The sequence below is a fragment of the Oscillibacter sp. genome (assembly GCF_032060045.1).
Taxonomy (GTDB): domain Bacteria; phylum Bacillota; class Clostridia; order Oscillospirales; family Oscillospiraceae; genus Oscillibacter.
Genome location: NZ_DAMBZJ010000011.1, coordinates 42,476 through 63,860, shown reverse-complemented (window position 1 = coordinate 63,860; position 21,385 = coordinate 42,476). Strand labels below are relative to the sequence as shown.

Genomic DNA, 21,385 nt, shown 5'->3' with positions numbered 1-21,385 from the left:
GGGAACCCCGGGTTTGCGCCGTAGGCGCATGAAGAAGGAACGTGTATGGAACATCTCCTGAAAAAACTGAATGAGCTTCCAGAGCTGCGGGAGGCCGTAGCCGCCCTTGAGAGCGGCAGAAGCCCCGTAGCCATCTCCGGCCTTCAAAACGCGCACCGTGCCCTTGTGGGCGCGGCGATTGCCGCACCCACGGACCGCCCCGCCGTCTTTTTGTGCGGCGACGAGCAGGAGGTCCGACGGCTGGCGGGGGATTTGCGCGCCATAACGGGGGCCGAGTCGGTGGTTTTGCTGGGCCGGGAGTGGCAGTTCCGTCCGGGGGCGGTGGCTTCGCGTGCGTGGGAGCAAAACCGGCTTGCCGCGCTGTACGCCCTGACCCGTGGGCACGTTTCCGTCTGCATTGCCACGGTGGACGCACTGATGGCCCGGACCCAGCCGAAAAAGCTGCTGTCCTCCGCCACACGGCCCCTGAAGGTGGGAGGGCGGCTGGATTTGACTACGCTTTTCGAGGAACTGACCGCCGCCGGCTACGTCCGCTGCGAGCAGGTGGAGGGCGTGGGACAGTTTGCCGTCCGGGGTGGGATACTGGACGTGTTCTCTCCCCTGATGGACCAGCCGGTGCGCTGTGAGCTGTTTGACGACGAGATTGACTCCATGGGTCTGTTCGACCCCAGCAGCCAGCGGCGGGGGAAAAATGTGAAGTCCGCCCTGCTGCTTCCCGCCGCCGAGGTTTTGCCCCATCAGGCAAACGGAGGGATCGCAGGGCTTGCCGCGTCTCTTGAAAAAGAGGCGGAAAAGCTGGAAAAACGGGACCCGTCCTCCCCCGCCGCGTCGTCTTTGCGGGCCGATGCGGCCCGTCTGCGGGATGGGGCGTCTCTAAGCGGCGCAGACCGGTATCTTGCCGCCGTGTACCCCGAGCCCGCCTGGGGGGTGGATTATCTTCCGCGGGACTCGGTGATCTTTTTCAGCGAGACAGCCCGGGTGGAGGAGCGAGTAAAGGGATTTGTGTTGCAGGCAAAGCAAGATGCCGAGGCTCTCATGGAAGCGGGGGTTTTGGCGGGAGCGTTTTCCCACCTCACCATGACCGCCGAGGAGCTGTTCTCCCGCTTGTCGGCGTTTCCTTGCGTGATGGAGACGGCGCTGCCCACCTCTCGCTATCCCATTCCCCCCAAAGCGCTGATCAACCTCACCACAAAGCAGCTTCCCTCCTACGGAGGAAGCCTTGAAACCGCAGCGGAGGACTTAAATCACTATCGGGCGGCGGAGTATGGCGTTCTGATTCTCTGCGGTGGCGAGACCCGGGCGAAAAATTTGCTGCGACTGCTGGAGGACCGAAGCATCCCCGCCGCGCTGGACCTGCACAACGCCGCCATGCCCGCTCCGGGCGAGGTGCGGCTGACTGCGGGAACCCTGAACGCAGGCAGCGAGTGGCCTCAGCTCCGCCTTGCGGTGCTGACGGAAGGGCAACTGTCTCCCGCCGCCCAGAAGCGGCGGAAGCTGAAGCAGGACTCCGGGCGGCAAAAGCTTCAGTCCTTCACGGACCTCTCCCCCGGCGATCTGGTGGTCCACGCCCAGCACGGCGTGGGTCGGTTTTCCGGCATTCGCAGAATGCCGGTGGACGGCGTGGAAAAGGACTATATCAAAATCGACTATGCCGCCGGAGACTGTCTCTACGTGCCGGCGACGGCGCTGGATCAGGTAAGCAAGTACATCGGCGGCGGCGAGGACGACGGACACGCCCGGCTGAACAAGCTGGGCGGAACGGAGTGGGCCCGGTCCAAATCCAAGGCCAAGGCTGCTGCGAAGGACCTTGCCAAGGGCCTCATCGCCCTGTACGCCGCGCGGCAGAAGCAGCCCGGCTTTGCCTTTTCGCCCGATTCCCCATGGCAGCAGGAATTTGAGGACGCTTTTCCCTATCCGGAGACGGATGACCAGCTTCGGGCCATTGAGGAGATTAAGGCGGACATGGAGCGGCCCCGGCCCATGGAGCGTCTGCTGTGCGGCGACGTGGGCTATGGAAAGACAGAGGTGGCTTTGCGGGGCGTAATGAAATGCGTGCTGGACGGAAAGCAGGCCGCGATTTTGGTCCCCACCACCATTCTGGCCCAGCAGCACTATGCCACCGCCATGAGCCGCTTTGCGGGCTTTCCCGTCAACGTGGAGGTGTTGTCTCGGTTCACCTCCCCCAAGGAGCAAAAGCGGATTCTAGAGGCAGCCCGCACCGGTGGCGTGGACGTTTTGATCGGCACCCACAAGCTGCTGCAAAAGTCCATGCAGTTTAAAAACCTTGGACTTCTGGTCATTGACGAGGAGCAGCGCTTTGGTGTGACTCATAAGGAGCGGCTGCGGGAGCTTGCCCAGCAGGTGGACACCCTCACCCTCTCCGCCACCCCTATCCCCCGGACGCTGAACATGGCCCTGTCGGGCCTGCGGGATATGAGTACCATCGAGGAGCCACCCGCCGACCGCCAGCCGGTGCAGACCTATGTGCTGGAGCACGACTGGCAGATCGTGGCGGACGCCATCCGCCGGGAGCTGAGCCGGGGCGGGCAGGTCTATTACCTCCACAACCGGGTGGACTCCATTTCCACCACCGCCGGGCGGCTGCAAAAACTTTTGGGGCCGGAAGCCCGCATTGTGGTGGGCCACGGAAAAATGTCCGAACGGGAGCTGTCCGACGTGATGCGCCAGATGGTGGACGGCGAAGCGGACGTGCTGGTGTGCACCACCATCATTGAAACAGGCATTGATATTTCAAACGTGAATACACTGGTGATTGAGGACGCGGACCGGATGGGACTTGCCCAGCTCCACCAGCTTCGCGGACGCATCGGCCGCAGCACCCGGCGGGCCTATGCATACCTCACTTACCGCCAGGGCAAAATTTTGCAGGAGACGGCGGAAAAGCGCCTTGGCGCCATCCGGGAATACGTGGAGTTCGGCTCCGGGTTTAAAATCGCTATGCGGGATTTGGAAATCCGGGGCGCGGGCAACCTGCTGGGACCGGAACAGTCCGGGTACATGATGAGCGTTGGCTACGACATGTATCTCAAGCTTTTGGAGGAGGCGGTGCTGGAAGAGCAGGGTGCGCAGCCTGTCCGCGCGGCGGAATGCTCCGCTGATTTGACGGTGAACGCCCACCTGCCGGAACGGTACGTCCCCTCATCGGAGCAGCGGATGGATTTGTACCGCCGAATCGCCGCCATCCGCACGCCGGAGGATTCCGGGGAGCTTTTGGACGAACTGATGGACCGCTACGGCGACCCACCAAAGCCCGTGCTTGCACTGCTGGACGTGGCGCTGCTGCGGGCCGCGGCCCAGGCCGCCGGAGTCACCGACCTGAGTCAGAAGGGCGAACGGCTGCGGTTGGAGCTGGGTGTGTTTCACCCGGAGGCGCTGGCGGCAGTGTGTGCTCTGCCGAAGTACCGGCGACTTTTAACCTTAAGCGCCGGGGACATTCCCATGCTGACCCTGCAATTGCGTCCAGGTGCCGACGTGCTGGAAACAGCGTCTGCGCTGGTGGAAGACCTTCGCCTTGCGGCGGAGGATACGAAAGAAAAGGAGAACGGCCATGTCTGAGGAAAAGGACCAGAAGGAGCTGCCTGAAAAGGCACAAAAGCCCGAAACGTCGGAAAAGCCCGCAATGACTGAAAAATCCGAAAAGAAAAAAAAGCGCGTGAAGCCCGTCAACGAGCGCGGCAGAACCGCTTTTGGAAGGTTTCTGCGCAACTACGGATACCTCTTTGTCACAGTGCTTGTGATGTTGGCGCTGTTCCGGGGGATTTTTCTTTTGGGCTTTGTCACAAGCGGATCCATGGAGACCACCCTGCCTACCCACTCCGTGTTTTTGAGCTGGCACCTGAGCTACGCCGTGGGGGACCCTGTGCCGGAGCGGGGTGACATTGTGCTCTTTGACAGCGAGGAGCTGGGCCAGACGCTGGTGAAGCGGGTGGTGGGTCTGCCGGGGGAAACCGTCTCTTTTAAGGACGGCTATGTCCTGATTGATGGCACGGAGCTGGAGGAGCGCTATCTCCCCGTACAGGGGATTACCTATTCCCACGGGGAAAACGACCGCTTCACCGTGCCGGAGGGCTGCGTTTTCCTGCTGGGCGACCATCGGGACGACTCTCTGGACAGCCGCTTCTGGCAGGATCCCTTTGTCCCCGCATCCAATATTCGCGCCCGGGCGCTGGCCGTCGTCTCCCTGTGGCCGGGTAATACGTGGCTCGGCGTACGCCGGGTGGGTTGAGTGCGCCCGCCTGCTCCGCCGGGAGGAAGGAGCAGGCATATGAAACGAGTGTTTGTGACCCTGCTTGCGGTGGTAACACTGCTTGGCGGCTGCGGAAAAAAGGCGGAGAAACCGGCAGGCCTTTATTACGAGTCGTCAGGTATTGCACCGGAGGCAGTTCTTTTGACGGTGGATGGTCGGGAAGTCCCAGCGGCACGGTATTTTTACTGGCTGACCGCCGACTGCGACTATCTGGCAGAGCAAGCGGGTGGCGAGCCGGACTGGTCCGCCGACGCAGGCGGACAGACCTTGGACGACTATGTAAAACAGCAGGCGCTGGACGCCACGGTGTTTTACGACACGGTGGAAGCGCTGGCGGAGACCAATGGCTGCGTGCTGACGGCGGAAAATCTGGCTGCCATGGATGCAGACTGGGCAGCACAGGCCAACGAATACGGCGGCGAAGACGCGTATCTGGAGGTTTTGACGCAAATGGGCCTTGACCGGGCGGGCGCGCAACTTTTGACCGCGGACTATTACCTATACGAACAGCTTCGTACGCTGTCTCTTGCGGGAGGAAGTGAGCTGTCCCCCGCCGACGGAGCCGTTGCCGGCTTTGCCGCGTCCGCCGGGGTCTACACCGCCGACGTGCTGGTATTCCCCAACGCGGATTTAGCAGCCGCCGCATTGTCCGATCTGCAGCAGGACCCCGACAAGGACCCGGCGACGCTGAAGGACGGAGTTTACACGACCGTCACAGCCGCCACGGGTGACGGAACGCTTCCCAACGTCGCCGAACAGGCACTGACAGGACTGGAGCAGGGTCGGTGGAGCAATCCGGTGGAAACAGAGGGCGGGGTATATCTGCTGCGTCTCTTGCCCACGAGTCTGGACGCCGCCGCGGTTCTTTGGTTCGACTCTCATATTCAGTCCCTGGCGTCGCAAGCGCAGGTAGCCCCAGCAAAGGAATACGGGGACTTTACTGCCGCTTCATTTTATAAAAATCTCAGTGGGGCAAGGACCACGAAGCGCTGAACGCCACGTTTCCCGGCGAATAAAACAGAATGATTTTTTGAAATCTCTTCCATTTTCGTCAAGGTGACGAAAATGGAAGAGATTTTGTCAAAAGTTTAACAAATATTCTGAAAGTACCGCTTTTCCCATTGACGGACAGGCAAAACTTATCTATAATGAAATCAACAGCAGTTTGGAGCGGGCCTTACGGAAGGTTCCTGACGGAGATGTCAGGGCCATCTGTCACGCCCCTCCGATGCCGCGTTTCTGCCGTATTTCCCCGCAGTTCAAAGCGGCTGTTGCCGCGCAAAGAATTTATGTGAAAAATGGAGGATCATCATGAAAGAACTTTATGTCGTGAATTGCTGCCGTACAGCCATCGGTTCTTTTGGCGGAGCCCTGAAGGGCGTGCCCGCTACCGACCTTGGAGCCATTGTCGTTAAGGAAGCCCTGAACCGTGCGGGCGTGAAACCCGAGCAGGTGGACGAGGTTATGTTCGGCTGCATCCTCACTGCGGGTTTGGGCCAGAACGTGGCCCGGCAGGTGGCCGTTAAGTCCGGCATTCCCTATTCCGTTCCCTCTTACACCGTGGGCATGGTCTGCGGTTCCGGTATGAAGTCTGTCATCGAAGGTGCGCGCTCCATTTTGGCCGGCGACTCCGACGTGGTGGTCTGCGGTGGCACGGAGAATATGTCTGCCGCTCCTTTCCTGGCTCCCGACGCTCGCTGGGGCGCCCGTATGGGTGACAAGAAGATGGTGGACTCCATGATTAAGGATGGCCTGTGGGATGCGTACAACAACTACCACATGGGCACCACCGCCGAAAACATCTGCGACGTGTGGGGCATCACCCGCAAGGAGCAGGACGAGTTTGCCGTCTCCTCTCAGCAGAAGTGCGAGGCCGCTCAGGCTTCCGGCAAGTTTGACGATGAGATTGTCGCCGTCCCCGTGAAGGTCAAGAAGGACTTTGTGGACTTCAAGAAGGACGAATTCCCCCGCGCAGGCACCACTATGGAGGGCGTTGCCAAGATGAAGGGCGCATTCCCCGTGGGTCCCGAGTCCCCCAATCCTCAGGTTGTACATACCTTTGAGCTCACCGGTGCGCAGGAAACCGACGACAAGGGCACGCCCCGCGTCACCGCCGCTTCCGCCTCCGGCATCAACGACGGCGCGGCCGCCATCGTGCTGGCTTCCGGCGAAGCCGTGAAGAAATACGGCCTGAAGCCCATGGCCAAGCTCATTGGCTGGGGCCAGGGCGGCGTGGATCCCAAGATCATGGGCGTGGGTCCCGTCCCCGCTTCCCGTCAGGCCATGGAAAAGGCCGGCGTTTCCATGGAGGACATCGATCTGGTCGAGGCCAACGAGGCTTTCGCGGCCCAGTCCATTGCCGTGGCCCGCGAGCTGAAGTTTGACATGAGCAAGGTCAACGTCAACGGCGGCGCCATCTCTCTGGGCCATCCCGTGGGCTGCTCCGGCGCGCGGATTATCGTCACCCTGCTCCACGAGATGAAGAAGCGGGACGAAGTGAAGAAGGGCCTTGCCACCTTGTGCATCGGCGGCGGCATGGGCGTTGCCACTATCTTTGAGAAGTGCTGATTTTTTAACCTAAAGCGTTTACATCAAGCAGGGCTGCGGCAATTCGCCGCAGCCCTGCTTTTTGCTTATGGTCTCTGGCGCTTAATCTTATCCCCGGCAAACCATTCGTGCATTATGCCGCGACGGACCCCCATCGTCACTCCACGAAGATTTCCGTCAGAAGTTTCATGGCCTGAGGCAGATACGCCCGCTCCAGCCCCGCGTAATTTACCACCAGCGTATGGTCATATTCCGTCGTTCTGCGTTGGGTGTATTCCGATAAAAAGCCCAACCGCACGCCCATCGCCCGCGCCCTTTCATCCAGCTCTTTGTCACTCCGGTCGGTATCCAGCCGCAGAAGGAAGTGAAGCCCCGCTCCCTGCTCCGCAATGTGAACCCGGCTGGCGAAGGGACTGCGTCGAAATGCCTCCAGTACAGCGGCCCGGCGAGAGCGATACTCTGTCCGCATCCGGGCCAGATGCCGTTCATAATACCCCTGCTCCAAAAAGCGGGCCAGCACAAACTGCTCTGTCGCGGGAACGGTGCAGGCGTAAAACCCCAGCTTTTGGCGGTACTGTTCCAAAAGTCTTGGCGGAAGCACCACAAACCCCATTCGCATGGACGGGGCGATGGTCTGGGAAAAGGTGTTGAGGTAGGTCACCCGGCCTCCACGGTCAATGCTTTGCAGCGGAGGAATGGGCCGCCCGGTAAAGCGCAGCTCGCTGTCATAGTCATCCTCAATCACCACGCCGTCCCGCTCTTCCGCCCAGCGCAGAAGCTCCTGCCGCCGCCGAATGGGCGTCACCAGCCCAGTGGGGTACTGGTGAGCAGGAGACAGATGTGCCGCTTGCGCACCGGAAGCCCACAGGGCGGCGGGGGCCATTCCCTCGCTGTCCAGCGGCAGCGGGATACAGCGCACGCCGCTGTTTTCATAAACCTGCCGGATTTTTGGATAGCCCGGGTCCTCCACCGCCAGGATCGTGTCCCGGCCCAGAAGCTGGGCCAGCAGCATGTACAGATACTCCGCCCCCGCGCCCACCACAATTTGCTCCGGCGCAGCATGCAGTCCCCGATAATCCCGCAGATCGGCGCAGATGGCCCTTCGCAGCGCCAAAAGCCCCTGATTGGGCAACGGCGACAGAAGAGCTGGTCCTTCTTCCGCCAGCACCTGACGTGTCAATCGTGCCCACGCCGCCAGCGGAAACCGGGTCGCATCCACTCGATTTGTCTTCAGATCCAGTTTCCATTCCGGCTCTGGTGACGTGTCCCACCCCCGAAATTCCTTTAAATGTGGCTGCACCGGAACCGCAGCCTGCGCTGTGCTCCGCTCCACCTGCGCCACAAAAAATCCGCTGCGGGGCCGGGCGCGGATATAGCCCTCTGCTTCAAGCTGCTGATACGCCCCCTCCACCGTGATAACCGACACGCCCAAGTGCTCTGCCAGCGCCCGCTTGGAGGGGAGTTTTTCTCCAACGCGCAGCACGCCCGAAAGGATATCTTCCCGGATACGGCGATAGAGATATTCATACAGCGTCAGCCCGCCCCGGTTCTCCATAGAATAAGTCAGCATTGACTTCCCTCCGTCTGACCTTATCGAAATTTTAAAACTTGAGTATTTCAATCATACCATATACCAGCTATAATCAGTTCAATTGATGCCGGAGGGAGTCAGAAAACATGGAACACAGGTATGGAACGGAGCATTTATCCGCAGCGGACAGACGGGTCCGAAGCATTGTCACCGCCGCTCTGTTGGCAGCACTGACCTGCGCCGCCACCATGGTCATCCGCATCCCCTCTCCCACGGGGGGCTATTTGAATCTTGGAGACACGGTGGTGCTGCTGGGGGCTTTTTTGTTGGGGCCGTGGACTGGTGCGCTGGCCGGAGGCATTGGCGCGGCCATGGCGGACGCGCTGTCTGGCTATGTGGTCTATGTCCCCGCCACGCTGGTGATTAAAGCCGGAGTGGCGCTGACTGCCGGGTGTTTGTATCGCTTTTTGCGAGACCGCACCGGCGGCATGGTTTTTGCAGCCCTTGGGGGAGAGATCCCTATGATCGTGGGCTACTGGCTGTTTGACGCGTTGCTGCTGCATAGCTGGGGTGGCGCGGTGGCGGGAGTCCCCGGTAATCTGGTGCAGGCAAGCTTTGGCGTGGCAGTCTCCGTTTTTTTGGCGACGGCGCTGCGTAAAAGCGGCTTTGTGCGAAGCAGGTTTCCAACTCTTTGAGCGCGCCTTGCCAACCCGACACTCCGGGCCAACCACAGGTGGGACCGGGGCTAGTATTGTAAGGTGTTGCAGACAGAGTCTAATTGAATGGAACGCGGGACGGATTTCATCCGTCCCGCGTCTTTTCTTTCGGAGCAGTATACAGCGCGCTTCTCTTATTAGATTGTTTTTTTGTTTATATTATTTGAAGGATGCTCTTGCGGTCTTTAGTTTCATATGATATCTTATTATCTAGTTAAAGTGTTAGCGTGATGATAATTAACTCTTTACTCAGTTCACACATATTTTTTCGGGGAGGAAATCGATTATGGTGCAGCCATCGGAAATTCAGGCCGCAGTCCGCGCAGACGCGGAGGACGCGCAGCAGCTTGTCCGGCAACTTTTTGACTACGCGGAGCTTCCCTACCATGAGGAGCAATCCAGCGCGGCCATGGTGAAGCTGTTGAAACGGGCAGGCTTTGAGGTGGAGTATCCTTTCTTTCAGGAGAAGCTGGGATATGGCACAGCCTATCGCGCCACGCTGAAAAACGGCGCGGGGCCAAAAGTTGCCTTTCTGGCGGAGTACGACGCTCTGCCTGTCATCGGCCACGGCTGCGGCCATAATCTCCATGGTCCCCTTTCCGTGCTGGCTGGCCTTGCCATGGTGCGGCTAAAGGATCGTTTTTCCGGCACCGTGCAAATCATCGGCACCCCGGCAGAGGAGGAAAACGGAGCGAAAATCCCCATGGCCTCGGACGGAGTATTCGACGATTTGGATCTGGCGGTGATGATGCACAGCTTCAGCGGGGGCACATCCTGCCCGAGCATGGACGTTTTAAGCCTGCGGTGCTATGTGGTAGAGTTTTACGGGAGAGAGGCCCACGCGGCCGCCAATCCTTGGGCAGGCGCCAGCGCTCTGGCGGCGGCCCGGAAGTTTTTGGACTTGGTGGACGCACGCCGGGAAAGTTTTACCCGGGACGTGCGGTTCAACGCCGTTTTGCTGGAGGGAGGCAGCTTCCCCAATCTCATCCCTGGATACGCGAAAATTCGGCTGGAGTTCCGCACGGACTCCCGCGGCAAGCTGGCGGAGATGGACCGCATTGTCCGCCGCTGCGCCGAGGGCGCGGCCATGGCTATGGACTGCACCGTCACCTTTACCCCCGGCCTGTTGGACTTTGACGACATGGTGCGGGTGGACGCGCTTGAAACTGAGACAGCTCGCCTGCTTTCGGAAAACGGGGAGACCGCGGGTCCGATTCTCCCCGCTTCCGGGTCCTCGGACCTTGGCAACGTCAGCTATCGCTGCCCTTCTATCCAGCCCCTGCTCTCCATCACCGACGAGCCTCTGGCTCTCCATACGGAGAAGATGCGGGACGCAACGCTTCTGCCCCCCGCTTACCAGGCCATGGAACGGGGCGCTTGCACGCTGGCAGGGCTTGCCCTGCGCGTTTTAAACGACGAAGCATTCCGCGCCACTGTGCGCAACGACTTCCAGCAAGCGCTGAAGAAAAAGGGCTGAAATTGATTTAGAAGAAGGAGAATTAATTTATGGGAGACACTCTGGTAAAAAAGAAACGGCGGCTGGAAATGCCCCACATATACGTTCTGCTGATGAGCATTATCGCCATCTGTACAATCCTTACATGGATTCTTCCCGCTGGGGAATTTGATCGGGACGGCAAGCTCATCCTCGCCGGAACCTATCACGCAGTGGAAAGCTCTCCCGTGGGGCTGTTTGAAATGCTGCGCTGCGTGTACAACGGCTTTATCGACGCGGGCGGTGTGCTGTTTTTTGTGTTTATCGCCTATGCTTCCATCGGCCTGATTATTTCAACCGGTGCCTTTAACGGACTGGTGGCGGGGATGTTGCGGATTCTGAGAGGCAAGCTGCGGGCCCTGATCATTCCCATTTTTATTACCCTGATTGGCTTTGCCTCTTCCACCATCGGCGTATTTGAGGAGATGTTCCCCTTCATCCCCATTTTCGTTGGCATTGCTTTGGCTATGGGATACGATGCTATCGTAGGTCTTGCCATTGTGGCCCTTGGCACGGGGCTGGGCTATTCTGGCGCGTTTATGAATCCCTTCACCGTGGGCACGGCCCAGAGTATTGCGGGCTTGCAGGTAATGTCGGGCTGGGACTTCCGTATTTTCTGCCACCTTTCCATGATTGTGGTGGCCTCAATCTACACCGTGCGCTATGCTCTGAAAATTCAGGCAGACCCCACCAAAAGTCTGATGTACGGCGTGTCCGGCGGCATTCAGGCGGATAAGAACATAGAAAGCCACGCCTTTGGTCTGCGGGAAAAACTGGTGCTGCTGGTGCTGCTTGGGGGCATCGTGGTCATTGTCATCGGAACAAAGGACTACGGCTGGTATTTTGAAGAGCTGGCCGCCGTGTTTTTGCTGATGGGCCTCATCAGCGCCGCCATCATGGGCTGGTCCCCCAATAAAATTGCCGGCCTGATTGCCAAGAGCTTTACGGATATCGCCATGGCGTGCATGATGATCGGCCTTGCCCGCGGCATTCTGATGGTCCTTCAGGCGGGCAACATTATCGACACCGTGGTCTACGGCATGTCCATCCCTCTGTCCTACCTGCCTCGGTGGCTGGCCGGAGAAGCCATGCTGCTTGTCCAGACGTTTTTGAACTTTGTGATTCCCTCTGGCTCCGGTCAGGCGGTGGTCAGCATGCCTATCATGGCCCCCCTGTCCGACCTTCTGAATATCCCCCGTCAGGTGGCGGTGCTGGCCTTCCAGTTTGGCGACGGCCTGTCCAACATTCTCTGGCCCACCGCTTCAGCCCCTATCGTATGCGGCATTGCAGGCGTAAAGGTGGAAAAATGGTGGAAGTGGTTTGTCCCTCTGTTTGGGATGCTGTTGCTGACCCAGATGGTGTTGGTGGCCATCGCCCTTGCGATCAATTTTAATTAAGGCGCTGGACTTGCTGGATAAATGCACCCCGGAGCTTGCCAAACGGCAGGCTCCGGGGCGTAAATTTGCTTTATACGGTATTCCCCTCTCCCCGAGGAAGAACCTTTACATCCTGCACATCAATATCGGTATATACAACACTGTCAAAATGATATTTGTCATCCAGCAGATTCCCTCGCACCTGAGAGTCAAAATTCATGTAGATTTCAATAGGAACCCATAGATACGAGTTTGCATCCCGAAAGCTTGCACGGACAATCCCATTGCGCCTGACTTTTTCAAAAAGCCCCGGCGGGACATAGCTGCTGGATGCCGGCAGAAAGGTATCATCCTGGAACAGCATTGCTCTAGGTGTTCCCTCATAGTTTACGATTTGAAGCAAGCTGTTTTCAATTTCTGTTGTTACTGGAAAGATGGAACTTCCATAGTATTCGTTTGTCTTCCCGTCATAAATATCGATAATTGGCGTTGCGACCCTGTCATACACGGGCATCCACTCCTTTCATACCCAGTGTATTCAATGCGCAGGCGTTTGATATCTCTCACACAAAACCGGTTTTACCGAAACCTCTTCCCCACATTGATTTTTTCACCGGAATTTCAGGCAAACGGGTATGACTGGGCGGCATTTTACTTGACAGCTCCTAAAATCATGTGCCATGCGTTCGACCTATTTGAAGACCGATGATTTTTATCGTTTCTCTTCAAATTATGCATCCAGTTTATTCACGGAACAGTTGAAGATTGTCCTGTGATGATGTATGATAGTAAACAGATTTAAGACATATAAAAGGGGGAATCACCATGCCGTGGACACCGAATCTCTCCGTTGGGGTCAGGGAAATTGACGATCAGCACAAGCTTCTGTTTGAAAAAGCCGAGCTGCTTTTTGAAGCGGGAAAACGAAATCAAGCCAAAGAATACATAGGCGAACTGCTGGAATTTCTGGATAGTTACACCAAAAAGCACTTTTCCGATGAAGAGATCTATATGCAGCGGATTCACTATCCGGGTTATGCAGAGCAAAAGGCCGCGCACACCGCCTTCATCGCACAGCTGCAAAAACTGCGCAACGATTATGCCGCCTCTGGTGGCAATATTCTGATAATTATCAGCGCCAATCAAATCGTGGTGGATTGGCTGACAAAGCACATCTCCAACATGGATAAAAAGATTGGGGAATTTGCAAAAGCACAGGGAAAATAAAGTATTCAACATCTGCCGCACCGGTTAGCCTCCGGTGCGGCAGATGTTTTTCTTTGCGAACAGCGTGCTATCCCCCACAGAACGCAACAAGACAGCAGACCCAACGGCCTGCTGTCTTGTATAAGGGATTCGCCCACTCCGCCCCGCGGGAAAACCCAAAGAGAAGGTAAGCATGCCGGGTCAAAGGCGGGTTGACGAACGCAAGGGAGTCACGCTTCGTTATAGCTCTTTTCCAGACGGACATAGGTCCGGTAACGGTCGTCCGCCTCTTGCTGCGCTTGGGCAAAGAGCCTCTCGGCCGCCTCCGGATACTTCACCTTCAGTCCGGAATACCGAACCTCCCCGTTTAGGAACTCACTGACAGGCACGGAGGGCTTTTTATAATCCAGAGAGAAAGTCTTCTCCTTGCTGTGGGAATCATAGCGATACAGGGGCCACAATCCACAGTCCACGGCCTTTTTCATTTCGGCCTGCACATTGTTCATGCCCGCCTTAATGCCATGGTTGATGCAAGGGGCGTAGGCAATGATAATGGAAGGTCCCTTGTGGCTGACAGCCTCGTTGACGGCTTTCATGAGCTGGCCGGGATTGGCGCCCATGGCCACGGAGGCCACATACACGTCGGGATAGGTCATCATCAAACGGCCCAAATCCTTTTTGGCGGTTCTCTTTCCGCCGTCGGCAAATTTGGCCGAGGCACCCACGGGCGTCGCCTTAGAGGACTGTCCGCCGGTGTTGGAATACACCTCGGTGTCCACCACGAACACGTTGATGTCCTCACCGGAAGCCATCACGTGGTCCAAACCGCCGTAGCCAATGTCATAGGCCCAGCCGTCGCCGCCAAAGAGCCAGACTGTTTTCTTGCCCAACTGGTCGCGGTGCAGCAGAATCTCCTCAGCCAGAGTCTTGGCTTCTCCGGAAAGCTCCGCACCCTCCAGCGCCAAGACCAATGCCCTGGCGTCGGCATCGTTGGTGTCCAGATCCTCAAAGGAGGCGAGCCATGTCTTGCAGGCGGCTTCCAGCTCAGAGCCGGACACAAGGGGGATCAACGCTTCCACCTTCTGGCGGACATAGGCGCGGCGCTGCTTCGCAGCCAAGACCATTCCAAGGCCGTTCTCCGCCTGATCTTCAAACAGTGTCCCGTAGAACGCGGGCCCGCGCCCCTCTTTGTTGACGGTATAGGGCAGAGACGGGAACGCGCCCGCCCACGCCAAAGAGCAGCCCACGCCGTTGACCCAATAGGTCTTTTCGCCGTAGAGCTGGGTAAGGAGCTTTGCATAGGGCGTTTCGCCGCAGCCCGCGCAGGCCCCGGAGAACTCCACCAGGGGTTGGGAGAACTGACTGCCCTTCAGGGTCTTGCGGTTGAACACGCCGGGCTTGTCGGTCAGCGTCAGGGCATAGTTCCAGTTGGTTTCATCATACATGCTGTCGTCCACGGGCTTCATGGTCAAAGCCTTGTCCTTGGCAAGACACGAAGCGGCGCAGCTTCCGCAGCCGGTACAGTCCAGCGTGCTGACCTGCAAGCGGTATTTCAGCCCCGCTGCGCCCTTGGCATCCACCATCTCGAAACCGGCGGGCGCAGCCGCAGCCTCTTCCTCGTCCACCAGATAGGCCCGGATGGACGCATGGGGACAGACAAAGGTGCACTGGTTGCATTGCAGACACTTGGACGGGTCCCAAGACGGCACTGCGGAGGCTATGCCCCGCTTGTCGTATTTGGAGGTACCCAGAGGATATGTACCATCCTGATAGGGCAGCAGTGCGGACACCGGCAGGTCATCACCTCTTTGGCGGTTGCAAGGGATGACAATGTTCTTCACCACGGCGGGGAGATTCTCGTCCACCGTGCGCTCATCCTTGGCTTGTGCCCACGCGGCGGGGACGCTTACCTTGACCGGGCTGTTAATTCCTGCATCCACGGCGGCCAGATTCATGTTCACAACCTTCTCGCCCTTTTTGGCATAGGTCTTCTGCGCAGCTTCCTTCATGTAGCGGATGGCGTCATCCACCGGCATGACACGGGCAAGCTTGAAAAACGCGGACTGCAAAATCAGGTTGGCATGGTTCCCAAGACCCAGTTCGCGGGCAATCTTATTGGCGTCCACAATGTAAAACTGCACATTGTGGTTGGCAATGTAATTTTTTACGTCGCCGGGCAGTTTTTCGCTCAGTTCTTCCTCTGTCCACGCGGTGTTCAGCAGGAAAGTTCCCCCGTCCTTCACCTCGTGAATCATGTCATAGTTGTTGATATAGGACTGCGAGTGGCAGGCCAAAAAGTCAGCTGCCTTAATGAGATAGGTAGAGCGAATGGGGTCCTTGGAAAAGCGCAGGTGGCTCTTGGTGATGCCGTAGGACTTTTTGGAGTCGTACTCGAAATACGCCTGCGTATACATCCCCGCGTAGTCACCGATGATCTTGGCCGAGTTCTTGTTTGCGCCCACGGTTCCGTCGGAGCCAAGGCCCCAGAACTTGCAAGAAACCGTGTCGGCGGACTCGGTGATGAGCGGCTCGTGAACTTCCAGAGACAGGTTTGTCACATCGTCGTTCACGCCAATGGTAAACATGCGCTTGGGCGCGGCCTCGTACATGTTGTCAAATACGGCCTTTATCTGAGCGGGGGTCACGTCCTTGGACGCAAGGCCATACCGTCCGCCGAAAATCTCAGGGGCATTGGGGTCGTTGGCATAGCTGGCACATACATCCAGATATACAGCCCCGGCAATTGCGCCCGGCTCCTTGGACCGATCCATGGCGGTGATTTTCTTCACCGTTTTGGGCAGGGCGTTCAGGAAATACTGCATATCGAAGGGGCGGAACAGGTGAATCTGAAGAAGGCCCACCTTTTCTCCCTTTTCGCACAGATGGTCCACGACCTCCTTGGCACACTCGCAGGCGGAGCCCATCATGACCATCACGCGCTCGGCGTCGGGCGCGCCGTAATAATTAAAGATATGGTAGTCCCGGCCGGTGATCTTATTGATCTCCTGCATATAGCCCTCCACCACAGAGGGAATTGCGTCATACGTCCCGTTGTTGGCCTCCTGAGACTGAAAATACACGTCGGGACCCTGCACGGTGGTGCGCTGAACGGGATGCTCAGGGTTCATGGCGATGCGGTGAAACTCCTCCAGCGCATCTTTGTCCATCAGGGCAGCCACCCGATCCAGATCAATTGTCTCAATCTTTTGAATCTCATGGCTGGTGCGGAAGCCGTCATGGAAATGAATGAAGGGAACCCGGGTTTTAACGGTGGCCAGATGAGCAATTGCCGCCAGATCCATCACTTCCTGCACGCTGGACGAGGACAGCATGGGCACACCCGTGGTGCGGCAGGTCATCACATCCTGATGATCGCCGAAGATGTTATTGGCGTGCTGGGCAACCGAGCGGGCCGCCACGTGAAAAACGGCGGGCATTCGGTGTCCAGCCATGATATACAGATTGGGAATCATCAAAAGCAGGCCCTGAGACGAGGTGAAGGTGGTGGCTAATGCACCCGCCTCCGCCACGCCGTGCAGTGCACCGGCGGCGCCGCCCTCGGACTGCATCTCCACCAGCGTCACACGCTGGCCGAACATGTTCTTGCGTCCGGCAGCCGCCCATTCGTCCACCTTTTCGGACATGGGAGAGGACGGCGTAATGGGAAATATCCCGGCCACATCCGTAAAGTGGTAAGCAACGGTGGCGCATGCCTCGTTGCCGTCCATGGTTTTCATAATTTTTTTCTCAGACATTTATATTCCTCCTGGTATATCGTCTCCGGCGCAGATACTCTGCGCTGGAAGCGGAGATGTTACATCTTGATAATGGCGCCCTGATCAGCCGAAGTAGCCGCCTTGACATACAGACGCAGGTAGCCGTTGGGAATGTGCTTTTCAGGCAGCTTCCAGCTCTTATAGCGCTCCGCAATCTCTTCGTCGGACACGCGAAGCTCCAGCTTGCCTGCGTCCACGTCGATGAGAATTTCATCGCCGTCCTGAACGATTGCCAGCGGACCACCCTCGGCAGCTTCGGGGGAAATATGTCCCACAAAGCAGCCGTTGTTGGTGCCGGAGAAGCGCCCGTCGGTAATCAGGGCGGCAGATTTGCTCAGGCCCACGCCGTACATATACTTCATGGCCTTGAACATCTCCCGCATACCCGGTCCGCCCTTGGGCCCCTCATAGCGGATAACCACCACATCGCCGGCCTGAACCTTACCGCCCAGAATGGCCTCCTCGGCCTCCTCCTCGCTATTGTAGCACTTGGCCTTGCCCACGAAGCGATGCATGGATGGATCAATGGCGCCGGGCTTGGTCACAGCGGTGTTGGGGCAGAGATTGCCGTGAAGCACCGCCACGCCGCCTGTTTTGGAGAAAGGCTCCTCCACAGTCTTGATAATCGTGGAGTCTTCGGGATACTCATAGACGTATTCTTCCAGATTTTCCTTCAGAGTCTTTCCGGTGACCGTCATAACCGAAGTATCCAAAATGTCGCCCAGATGCTGAGAGACTCTGGGAATTCCGCCAGCCCGGAAGAAAGCCTCCATCTCAGGCTTGGCGGCAGGATTGACCTTTGCTTTTAAAAATACGCGTTGATCTTGGCCGTTTTTTCCTTTGGAGCAGCGCTTGCAGAAAACAAAAACCCCCGAAACCACTGATTTTTCAATGGTTCCGGGGATTTATTTCTGGAGCGGCTGATGGGAGTCGAACCCACCTATGCAGCTTGGGAAGCTGCCGTTCTACCGATGAACTACAGCCGCGCATCGCTCTTATAAATTGCGCGTGAGGATAGTATAGCAGACCCGTTTCCATTTTGCAAGACGAAAAATGGCCAAGGGCGCATTTGTTTTTCTTATTTCTCATAGACTGGGACAGCAAGGGCACCGCCGCACACTGCCTGACTGTCGCCATACATACGCATTTGCAAGTAAATTTTCTTGAAACTCTGCAAAAACGCCCGCAAATACACCCTGTATTTGCCGCGCCTGTCGCTTTGTTTTAAACGAATTTACCGACGCACCTGCGTATTTTAAGATGCCGCGGTATTGCCCAAGAAAAGGGGGAGCGTTATGAAAAAACTGCTGTTCGCGTTGGCGGCGGCACTGGTGTTGATTGTCCCGGTCAAGGCGCTGGAGGTATCCGCACCCTCCGCGCTGCTGATGGAAAAGGAGACGGGAACGGTTCTGTTCGCCAAAAACGAGCACGAAAAGCTGGAACCCGCCAGCGTCACAAAGGTGATGACTCTGCTTCTGACCATGGAGGCCATCGAAAACGGGACCCTTCACTATGACGACATGATCACCGCCTCGGCTCACGCCTGCTCTATGGGTGGCAGCCAGATCTGGCTGAAGGAAAACGAGCAGCTAAGCGTTGACGACATGCTCAAAGCCGTGTGCGTCGTCTCCGCCAACGATTGCTCCGTGGCGCTGGCAGAGCATATTGCCGGCAGTGAAGATGCCTTTGTGGAGCGAATGAACCAGCGGGCCAAGGAACTGGGCATGAACGACACGCATTTTGTCAACCCCACCGGCCTCCCCGCCGAGGGACATGTCACCTCCGCTTACGACATCGCCCTAATGAGTCGGGAACTGATTTTAAACCACCCGGATATTCGTAAGTACACCACCATCTGGATGGACACCCTACGCAACGGGGCTTCGTCTCTGGTGAATACCAATAAGCTTATTCGTTTTTATGAGGGAGCCACCGGGCTGAAGACCGGCTCCACCGGCGCGGCGCAATACTGCCTCTCCGGTACGGCAGAGCGGGACGGCATGGAACTAATTGCCGTCATTATGAAAGGCCCCACCTCTGCCCAGCGGTTTGAGGATGCAAAGTCCCTGCTGAGTTACGGCTTTTCCACTTACGCGCTGGTGAAGGCAGTACCCGATGGGGCGCTGCCTCCGGTGAGCGTGTCGCTGGGGACGCAGGCCACGGTGCAGCCCGTGGCGTCGGACAACGCCCTGCTGCTGGAAAAAGCCAAGGCGGCAAAGCTTGAAAAATCCGTTTCCCTTACCGAGCAGGCAACCGCCCCCATCGCGAAGGGCGACGCGCTGGGAACACTAATTCTCTCCTCCGGAGGAGAGACGGTGGCGGAGGTTCCGCTGGTGGCAGGAGAGGATGTTCCCCGTGTCACCTGGGGAGCGCTTGCCCTGCGGTATCTGCGCACGGCATTTTTGGGCGGTTGATTTCGCGGAAATTTCCAACCTTTTGGGGATTTTCCTTGTGGCGCTGGGAGAATGCTAGTATAATAGAGTTATCACCCATGGTCGCGGGGCGATCCGGAAAGGACGGTAATTATGCTGGAAGTGAAAACCTTTCATATGGACTCCTTTATCCCCATGCCCTATGAGGAAGCGATGGCGCCCCGGCTGAGGCTGGCCCACGAAAAACTGCAAAACGGAAACGGCCCGGGCGGCGCGTTTACCGGTTGGGTCCGTCTGCCCGATAATTACGATCAAGCGGAGTATGCCCGCATCAAAACGGCGGCAGCCAAAATCCGCAAAAACTCCGGCGCACTGGTAGTGGTGGGCATCGGCGGGTCTTATTTGGGCGCCCGAGGCGTGATCGACCTCTTGTGCTCCCCCAGCTATAACCTAAAAAAGAAGGACAGTCCCAACATCTACTTTGCAGGCAACGGTCTGGACGCAGACGCGCTGGGCGAACTGCTGGATCTTTTGGATGGCGTGGACTTTTCCGTAAACATCATCTCCAAGTCCGGCACCACCACCGAGCCTGCCGTGGCCTTCCGCTTTCTGCGAAGACTTTTGGAGAAACGGTATGGCAAGGACGGCGCGCGGGAGCGCATTTTTGCCACCACCGACCGCAGCCGAGGCGCGTTGAAAGCTCTTGCGGATCACGAGGGCTGGGAAACCTTCGTGGTGCCCGACGACGTGGGCGGGCGGTATTCCGTGCTCACCGCCGTGGGCCTTTTGCCCATTGCGGCGGCAGGGGTGGACATTGACGCGCTGATGGGCGGCGCAGCGGAGATGATGGAGCGGTGCGCCGCTCCCGGATACGACTGCCCCGCGTGGCGCTATGCCGCCGCTCGGTATCAGCTGTACCGGGACGGAAAAACCGTTGAAATCCTCGGCTGCTTTGACCCTGAGTTCCGCACGATGGCGGAGTGGTGGAAGCAGCTTTACGGCGAGAGTGAGGGGAAAGAAGGCAAGGGCCTGTTCCCCGCCAGCGTGGAATTTACCGCCGACCTCCACTCCATGGGCCAGTATATCCAGCAAGGACGGCGACTGATGTTTGAAACGGTGGTCCGGTTCGGCCCGTCGGTCCGGCAGCTTTTTGTGGAGCGGGATGAAGAGGACGGTGACGGGCTGAACTTCCTCGCGGGAAAGTCTCTGGACTACATCCGGGACAAAGCCGCCGAGGGGACGCTTCTGGCCCACACGGAGGGCGGCGTACCCAATTTAATTATCGAAGCCGGGCCCCGGAGTGCCAAGACGGTGGGCGGTCTGATTTACTTCTTTGAATACGCCTGCGGGCTCAGCGGGTATCTGCTGGATGTGAACCCCTTTGACCAGCCCGGCGTAGAGGACTATAAGAAGAATATGTTCGCTTTGCTGGGAAAACCCGGCTTCGAGGACCGGGGCGAGGAGCTTCGGGCAAAGCTGAACCCGTAAACGAATACCGGGGGCGAATTTTTCGCCCCCGGCATTATTCACAAACTTTTTTGCAGGAATTCTGCATTGTTTTTTCAGGGAATCTATGCTATGCTGAAGACATAGAAATCCCCCCGTGATTTCAAAAGAACAGGAGTGATACACTATGGTTAGATTGATTATGGGCGTCAAAGGCTCCGGGAAAACCAAGCAGCTCATCGACCTTATCAACAGCGCGGCAAAAGACGAGCCGGGCAACGTGGTTTGCATTGAATCAAACTCCGCTCTGACTTACGACATCCACTACCATATCCGCCTGATTGACGTAAAGGAATATAAACTAAACAACTATGAGTCCGTCCGCGGCTTTATCAGCGGCCTGTACGCCGGAAACTATGACATCTCCCACGTGTTCATCGACAATTTGTGCAAGGTGATCGGCGACGACGTGGACCATAAGACCGAGGAATTTTTGAACTGGTTGGACGCTTTCGGCGAGAAGAACAGCATCAAATTCACTGTCACCATCAGCGCCGATGTGGGCCTTGCCACCGACGGGATGCAGAAATTCCTGTAAGTGCCCGGGCAGAGATTCTTACCCACATAAATTCATACAAACAGCGGCGGGATGT

Annotated in this window: 15 protein-coding genes and 1 tRNA gene; 11 read left to right on the top strand and 5 right to left on the bottom strand. The window is 57.6% G+C overall.

Annotation, left to right across the window (positions count from 1 at the left end; translation table 11 throughout):
* Positions 1–45: 45 nt before the first annotated feature.
* The 4 genes from mfd to RT018_RS06385 all read left to right on the top strand — a co-directional run bounded on the left by mfd (position 46) and on the right by RT018_RS06385 (position 6,835).
* The gene (mfd, locus tag RT018_RS06400) at positions 46–3,576 is read left to right on the top strand and encodes a transcription-repair coupling factor (RefSeq protein ID WP_312940275.1); all 3,531 of its coding nucleotides are present in this window, start codon (positions 46–48) and stop codon (positions 3,574–3,576) included.
* A complete protein-coding gene (lepB, locus tag RT018_RS06395) occupies positions 3,569–4,246 on the top strand; it encodes a signal peptidase I (RefSeq protein ID WP_312940273.1) in 678 nt (225 codons plus the stop codon). Before mfd ends, lepB begins: the two co-directional genes overlap by 8 nt.
* 39 nt (positions 4,247–4,285) lie before the next feature.
* Entirely contained in the window at positions 4,286–5,260 is a 975-nt protein-coding gene (locus RT018_RS06390) for a peptidylprolyl isomerase (protein WP_312940271.1), read from the top strand.
* Between the two features lie 318 nt (positions 5,261–5,578).
* Positions 5,579–6,835 (top strand): acetyl-CoA C-acetyltransferase, encoded by a 1,257-nt coding sequence (locus RT018_RS06385; RefSeq protein WP_312940270.1) that lies wholly within the window; start codon positions 5,579–5,581, stop codon positions 6,833–6,835.
* 136 nt (positions 6,836–6,971) lie between these two features.
* Here RT018_RS06385 and RT018_RS06380 read toward each other — a convergent pair whose 3' ends face one another.
* On the bottom strand, positions 6,972–8,384 hold the full coding sequence (locus tag RT018_RS06380) for a PLP-dependent aminotransferase family protein (RefSeq protein WP_312940267.1): 1,413 nt from the start codon (positions 8,382–8,384) through the stop codon (positions 6,972–6,974).
* Between the two features lie 107 nt (positions 8,385–8,491).
* Here RT018_RS06380 and RT018_RS06375 point away from each other — a divergent pair, with 107 nt between their 5' ends.
* The 3 genes from RT018_RS06375 (at position 8,492) to RT018_RS06365 (ending at position 11,953) form a co-directional block, all read left to right on the top strand.
* Complete coding sequence (locus RT018_RS06375) at positions 8,492–9,040, top strand: ECF transporter S component (RefSeq protein ID WP_312940265.1); 549 nt, start codon at positions 8,492–8,494, stop codon at positions 9,038–9,040.
* A 307-nt stretch (positions 9,041–9,347) separates the two neighbouring features.
* Entirely contained in the window at positions 9,348–10,538 is a 1,191-nt protein-coding gene (locus RT018_RS06370) for an amidohydrolase (protein ID WP_312940263.1), read from the top strand.
* 29 nt (positions 10,539–10,567) lie between these two features.
* Positions 10,568–11,953: a TIGR00366 family protein gene (locus RT018_RS06365; RefSeq protein WP_312940261.1), complete on the top strand. Its 1,386-nt coding sequence runs from the start codon at positions 10,568–10,570 to the stop codon at positions 11,951–11,953.
* 195 nt (positions 11,954–12,148) lie between these two features.
* Here the strand turns inward: RT018_RS06365 and RT018_RS15800 are convergent, their stop codons facing one another.
* Complete coding sequence (locus RT018_RS15800; protein WP_397359842.1) at positions 12,149–12,253, bottom strand: twin-arginine translocation signal domain-containing protein; 105 nt, start codon at positions 12,251–12,253, stop codon at positions 12,149–12,151.
* 504 nt (positions 12,254–12,757) lie between these two features.
* Here RT018_RS15800 and RT018_RS06355 point away from each other — a divergent pair.
* Entirely contained in the window at positions 12,758–13,159 is a 402-nt protein-coding gene (locus tag RT018_RS06355; protein WP_312940258.1) for a bacteriohemerythrin, read from the top strand.
* A gap of 209 nt (positions 13,160–13,368) precedes the next feature.
* Here the strand turns inward: RT018_RS06355 and nifJ are convergent, their stop codons facing one another.
* The 3 genes from nifJ to RT018_RS06340 form a co-directional block, all read right to left on the bottom strand.
* A complete protein-coding gene (gene nifJ / locus RT018_RS06350) occupies positions 13,369–16,893 on the bottom strand; it encodes a pyruvate:ferredoxin (flavodoxin) oxidoreductase (protein ID WP_312940256.1) in 3,525 nt (1,174 codons plus the stop codon).
* 59 nt (positions 16,894–16,952) lie between these two features.
* A complete protein-coding gene (locus RT018_RS06345; RefSeq protein ID WP_312940254.1) occupies positions 16,953–17,795 on the bottom strand; it encodes a dihydroxy-acid dehydratase in 843 nt (280 codons plus the stop codon).
* Between the two features lie 31 nt (positions 17,796–17,826).
* A tRNA-Gly gene (locus RT018_RS06340) sits at positions 17,827–17,900 on the bottom strand.
* A gap of 309 nt (positions 17,901–18,209) precedes the next feature.
* Between RT018_RS06340 and RT018_RS06335 the strand changes: the two genes are divergently transcribed.
* The 3 genes from RT018_RS06335 to RT018_RS06325 all read left to right on the top strand — a co-directional run bounded on the left by RT018_RS06335 (position 18,210) and on the right by RT018_RS06325 (position 21,330).
* Positions 18,210–19,328: a D-alanyl-D-alanine carboxypeptidase family protein gene (locus RT018_RS06335; protein ID WP_312940252.1), complete on the top strand. Its 1,119-nt coding sequence runs from the start codon at positions 18,210–18,212 to the stop codon at positions 19,326–19,328.
* A 111-nt stretch (positions 19,329–19,439) separates the two neighbouring features.
* The gene (locus RT018_RS06330) at positions 19,440–20,774 is read left to right on the top strand and encodes a glucose-6-phosphate isomerase (protein WP_312940251.1); all 1,335 of its coding nucleotides are present in this window, start codon (positions 19,440–19,442) and stop codon (positions 20,772–20,774) included.
* Between the two features lie 145 nt (positions 20,775–20,919).
* Complete coding sequence (locus RT018_RS06325) at positions 20,920–21,330, top strand: hypothetical protein (protein WP_312940249.1); 411 nt, start codon at positions 20,920–20,922, stop codon at positions 21,328–21,330.
* The last annotated feature ends 55 nt before the right edge of the window (positions 21,331–21,385 follow it).

Bases quoted from the DNA above. Each gene is read 5' to 3' on its own strand.
- lepB (WP_312940273.1), top strand. From the start codon at position 3,569: ATGTCTGAGGAAAAGGACCAGAAGGAGCTGCCTGAAAAGGCACAAAAG.
- nifJ (WP_312940256.1), bottom strand. From the start codon at position 16,893: ATGTCTGAGAAAAAAATTATGAAAACCATGGACGGCAACGAGGCATGC.
- RT018_RS06370 (WP_312940263.1), top strand. From the start codon at position 9,348: ATGGTGCAGCCATCGGAAATTCAGGCCGCAGTCCGCGCAGACGCGGAG.
- RT018_RS06390 (WP_312940271.1), top strand. From the start codon at position 4,286: ATGAAACGAGTGTTTGTGACCCTGCTTGCGGTGGTAACACTGCTTGGC.
- RT018_RS06355 (WP_312940258.1), top strand. From the start codon at position 12,758: ATGCCGTGGACACCGAATCTCTCCGTTGGGGTCAGGGAAATTGACGAT.
- RT018_RS06380 (WP_312940267.1), bottom strand. From the start codon at position 8,384: ATGCTGACTTATTCTATGGAGAACCGGGGCGGGCTGACGCTGTATGAA.
- RT018_RS15800 (WP_397359842.1), bottom strand. From the start codon at position 12,253: ATGTCCCGCCGGGGCTTTTTGAAAAAGTCAGGCGCAATGGGATTGTCC.
- RT018_RS06365 (WP_312940261.1), top strand. From the start codon at position 10,568: ATGGGAGACACTCTGGTAAAAAAGAAACGGCGGCTGGAAATGCCCCAC.
- RT018_RS06375 (WP_312940265.1), top strand. From the start codon at position 8,492: ATGGAACACAGGTATGGAACGGAGCATTTATCCGCAGCGGACAGACGG.
- RT018_RS06325 (WP_312940249.1), top strand. From the start codon at position 20,920: ATGGTTAGATTGATTATGGGCGTCAAAGGCTCCGGGAAAACCAAGCAG.
- RT018_RS06385 (WP_312940270.1), top strand. From the start codon at position 5,579: ATGAAAGAACTTTATGTCGTGAATTGCTGCCGTACAGCCATCGGTTCT.
- RT018_RS06335 (WP_312940252.1), top strand. From the start codon at position 18,210: ATGAAAAAACTGCTGTTCGCGTTGGCGGCGGCACTGGTGTTGATTGTC.
- RT018_RS06330 (WP_312940251.1), top strand. From the start codon at position 19,440: ATGCTGGAAGTGAAAACCTTTCATATGGACTCCTTTATCCCCATGCCC.
- mfd (WP_312940275.1), top strand. From the start codon at position 46: ATGGAACATCTCCTGAAAAAACTGAATGAGCTTCCAGAGCTGCGGGAG.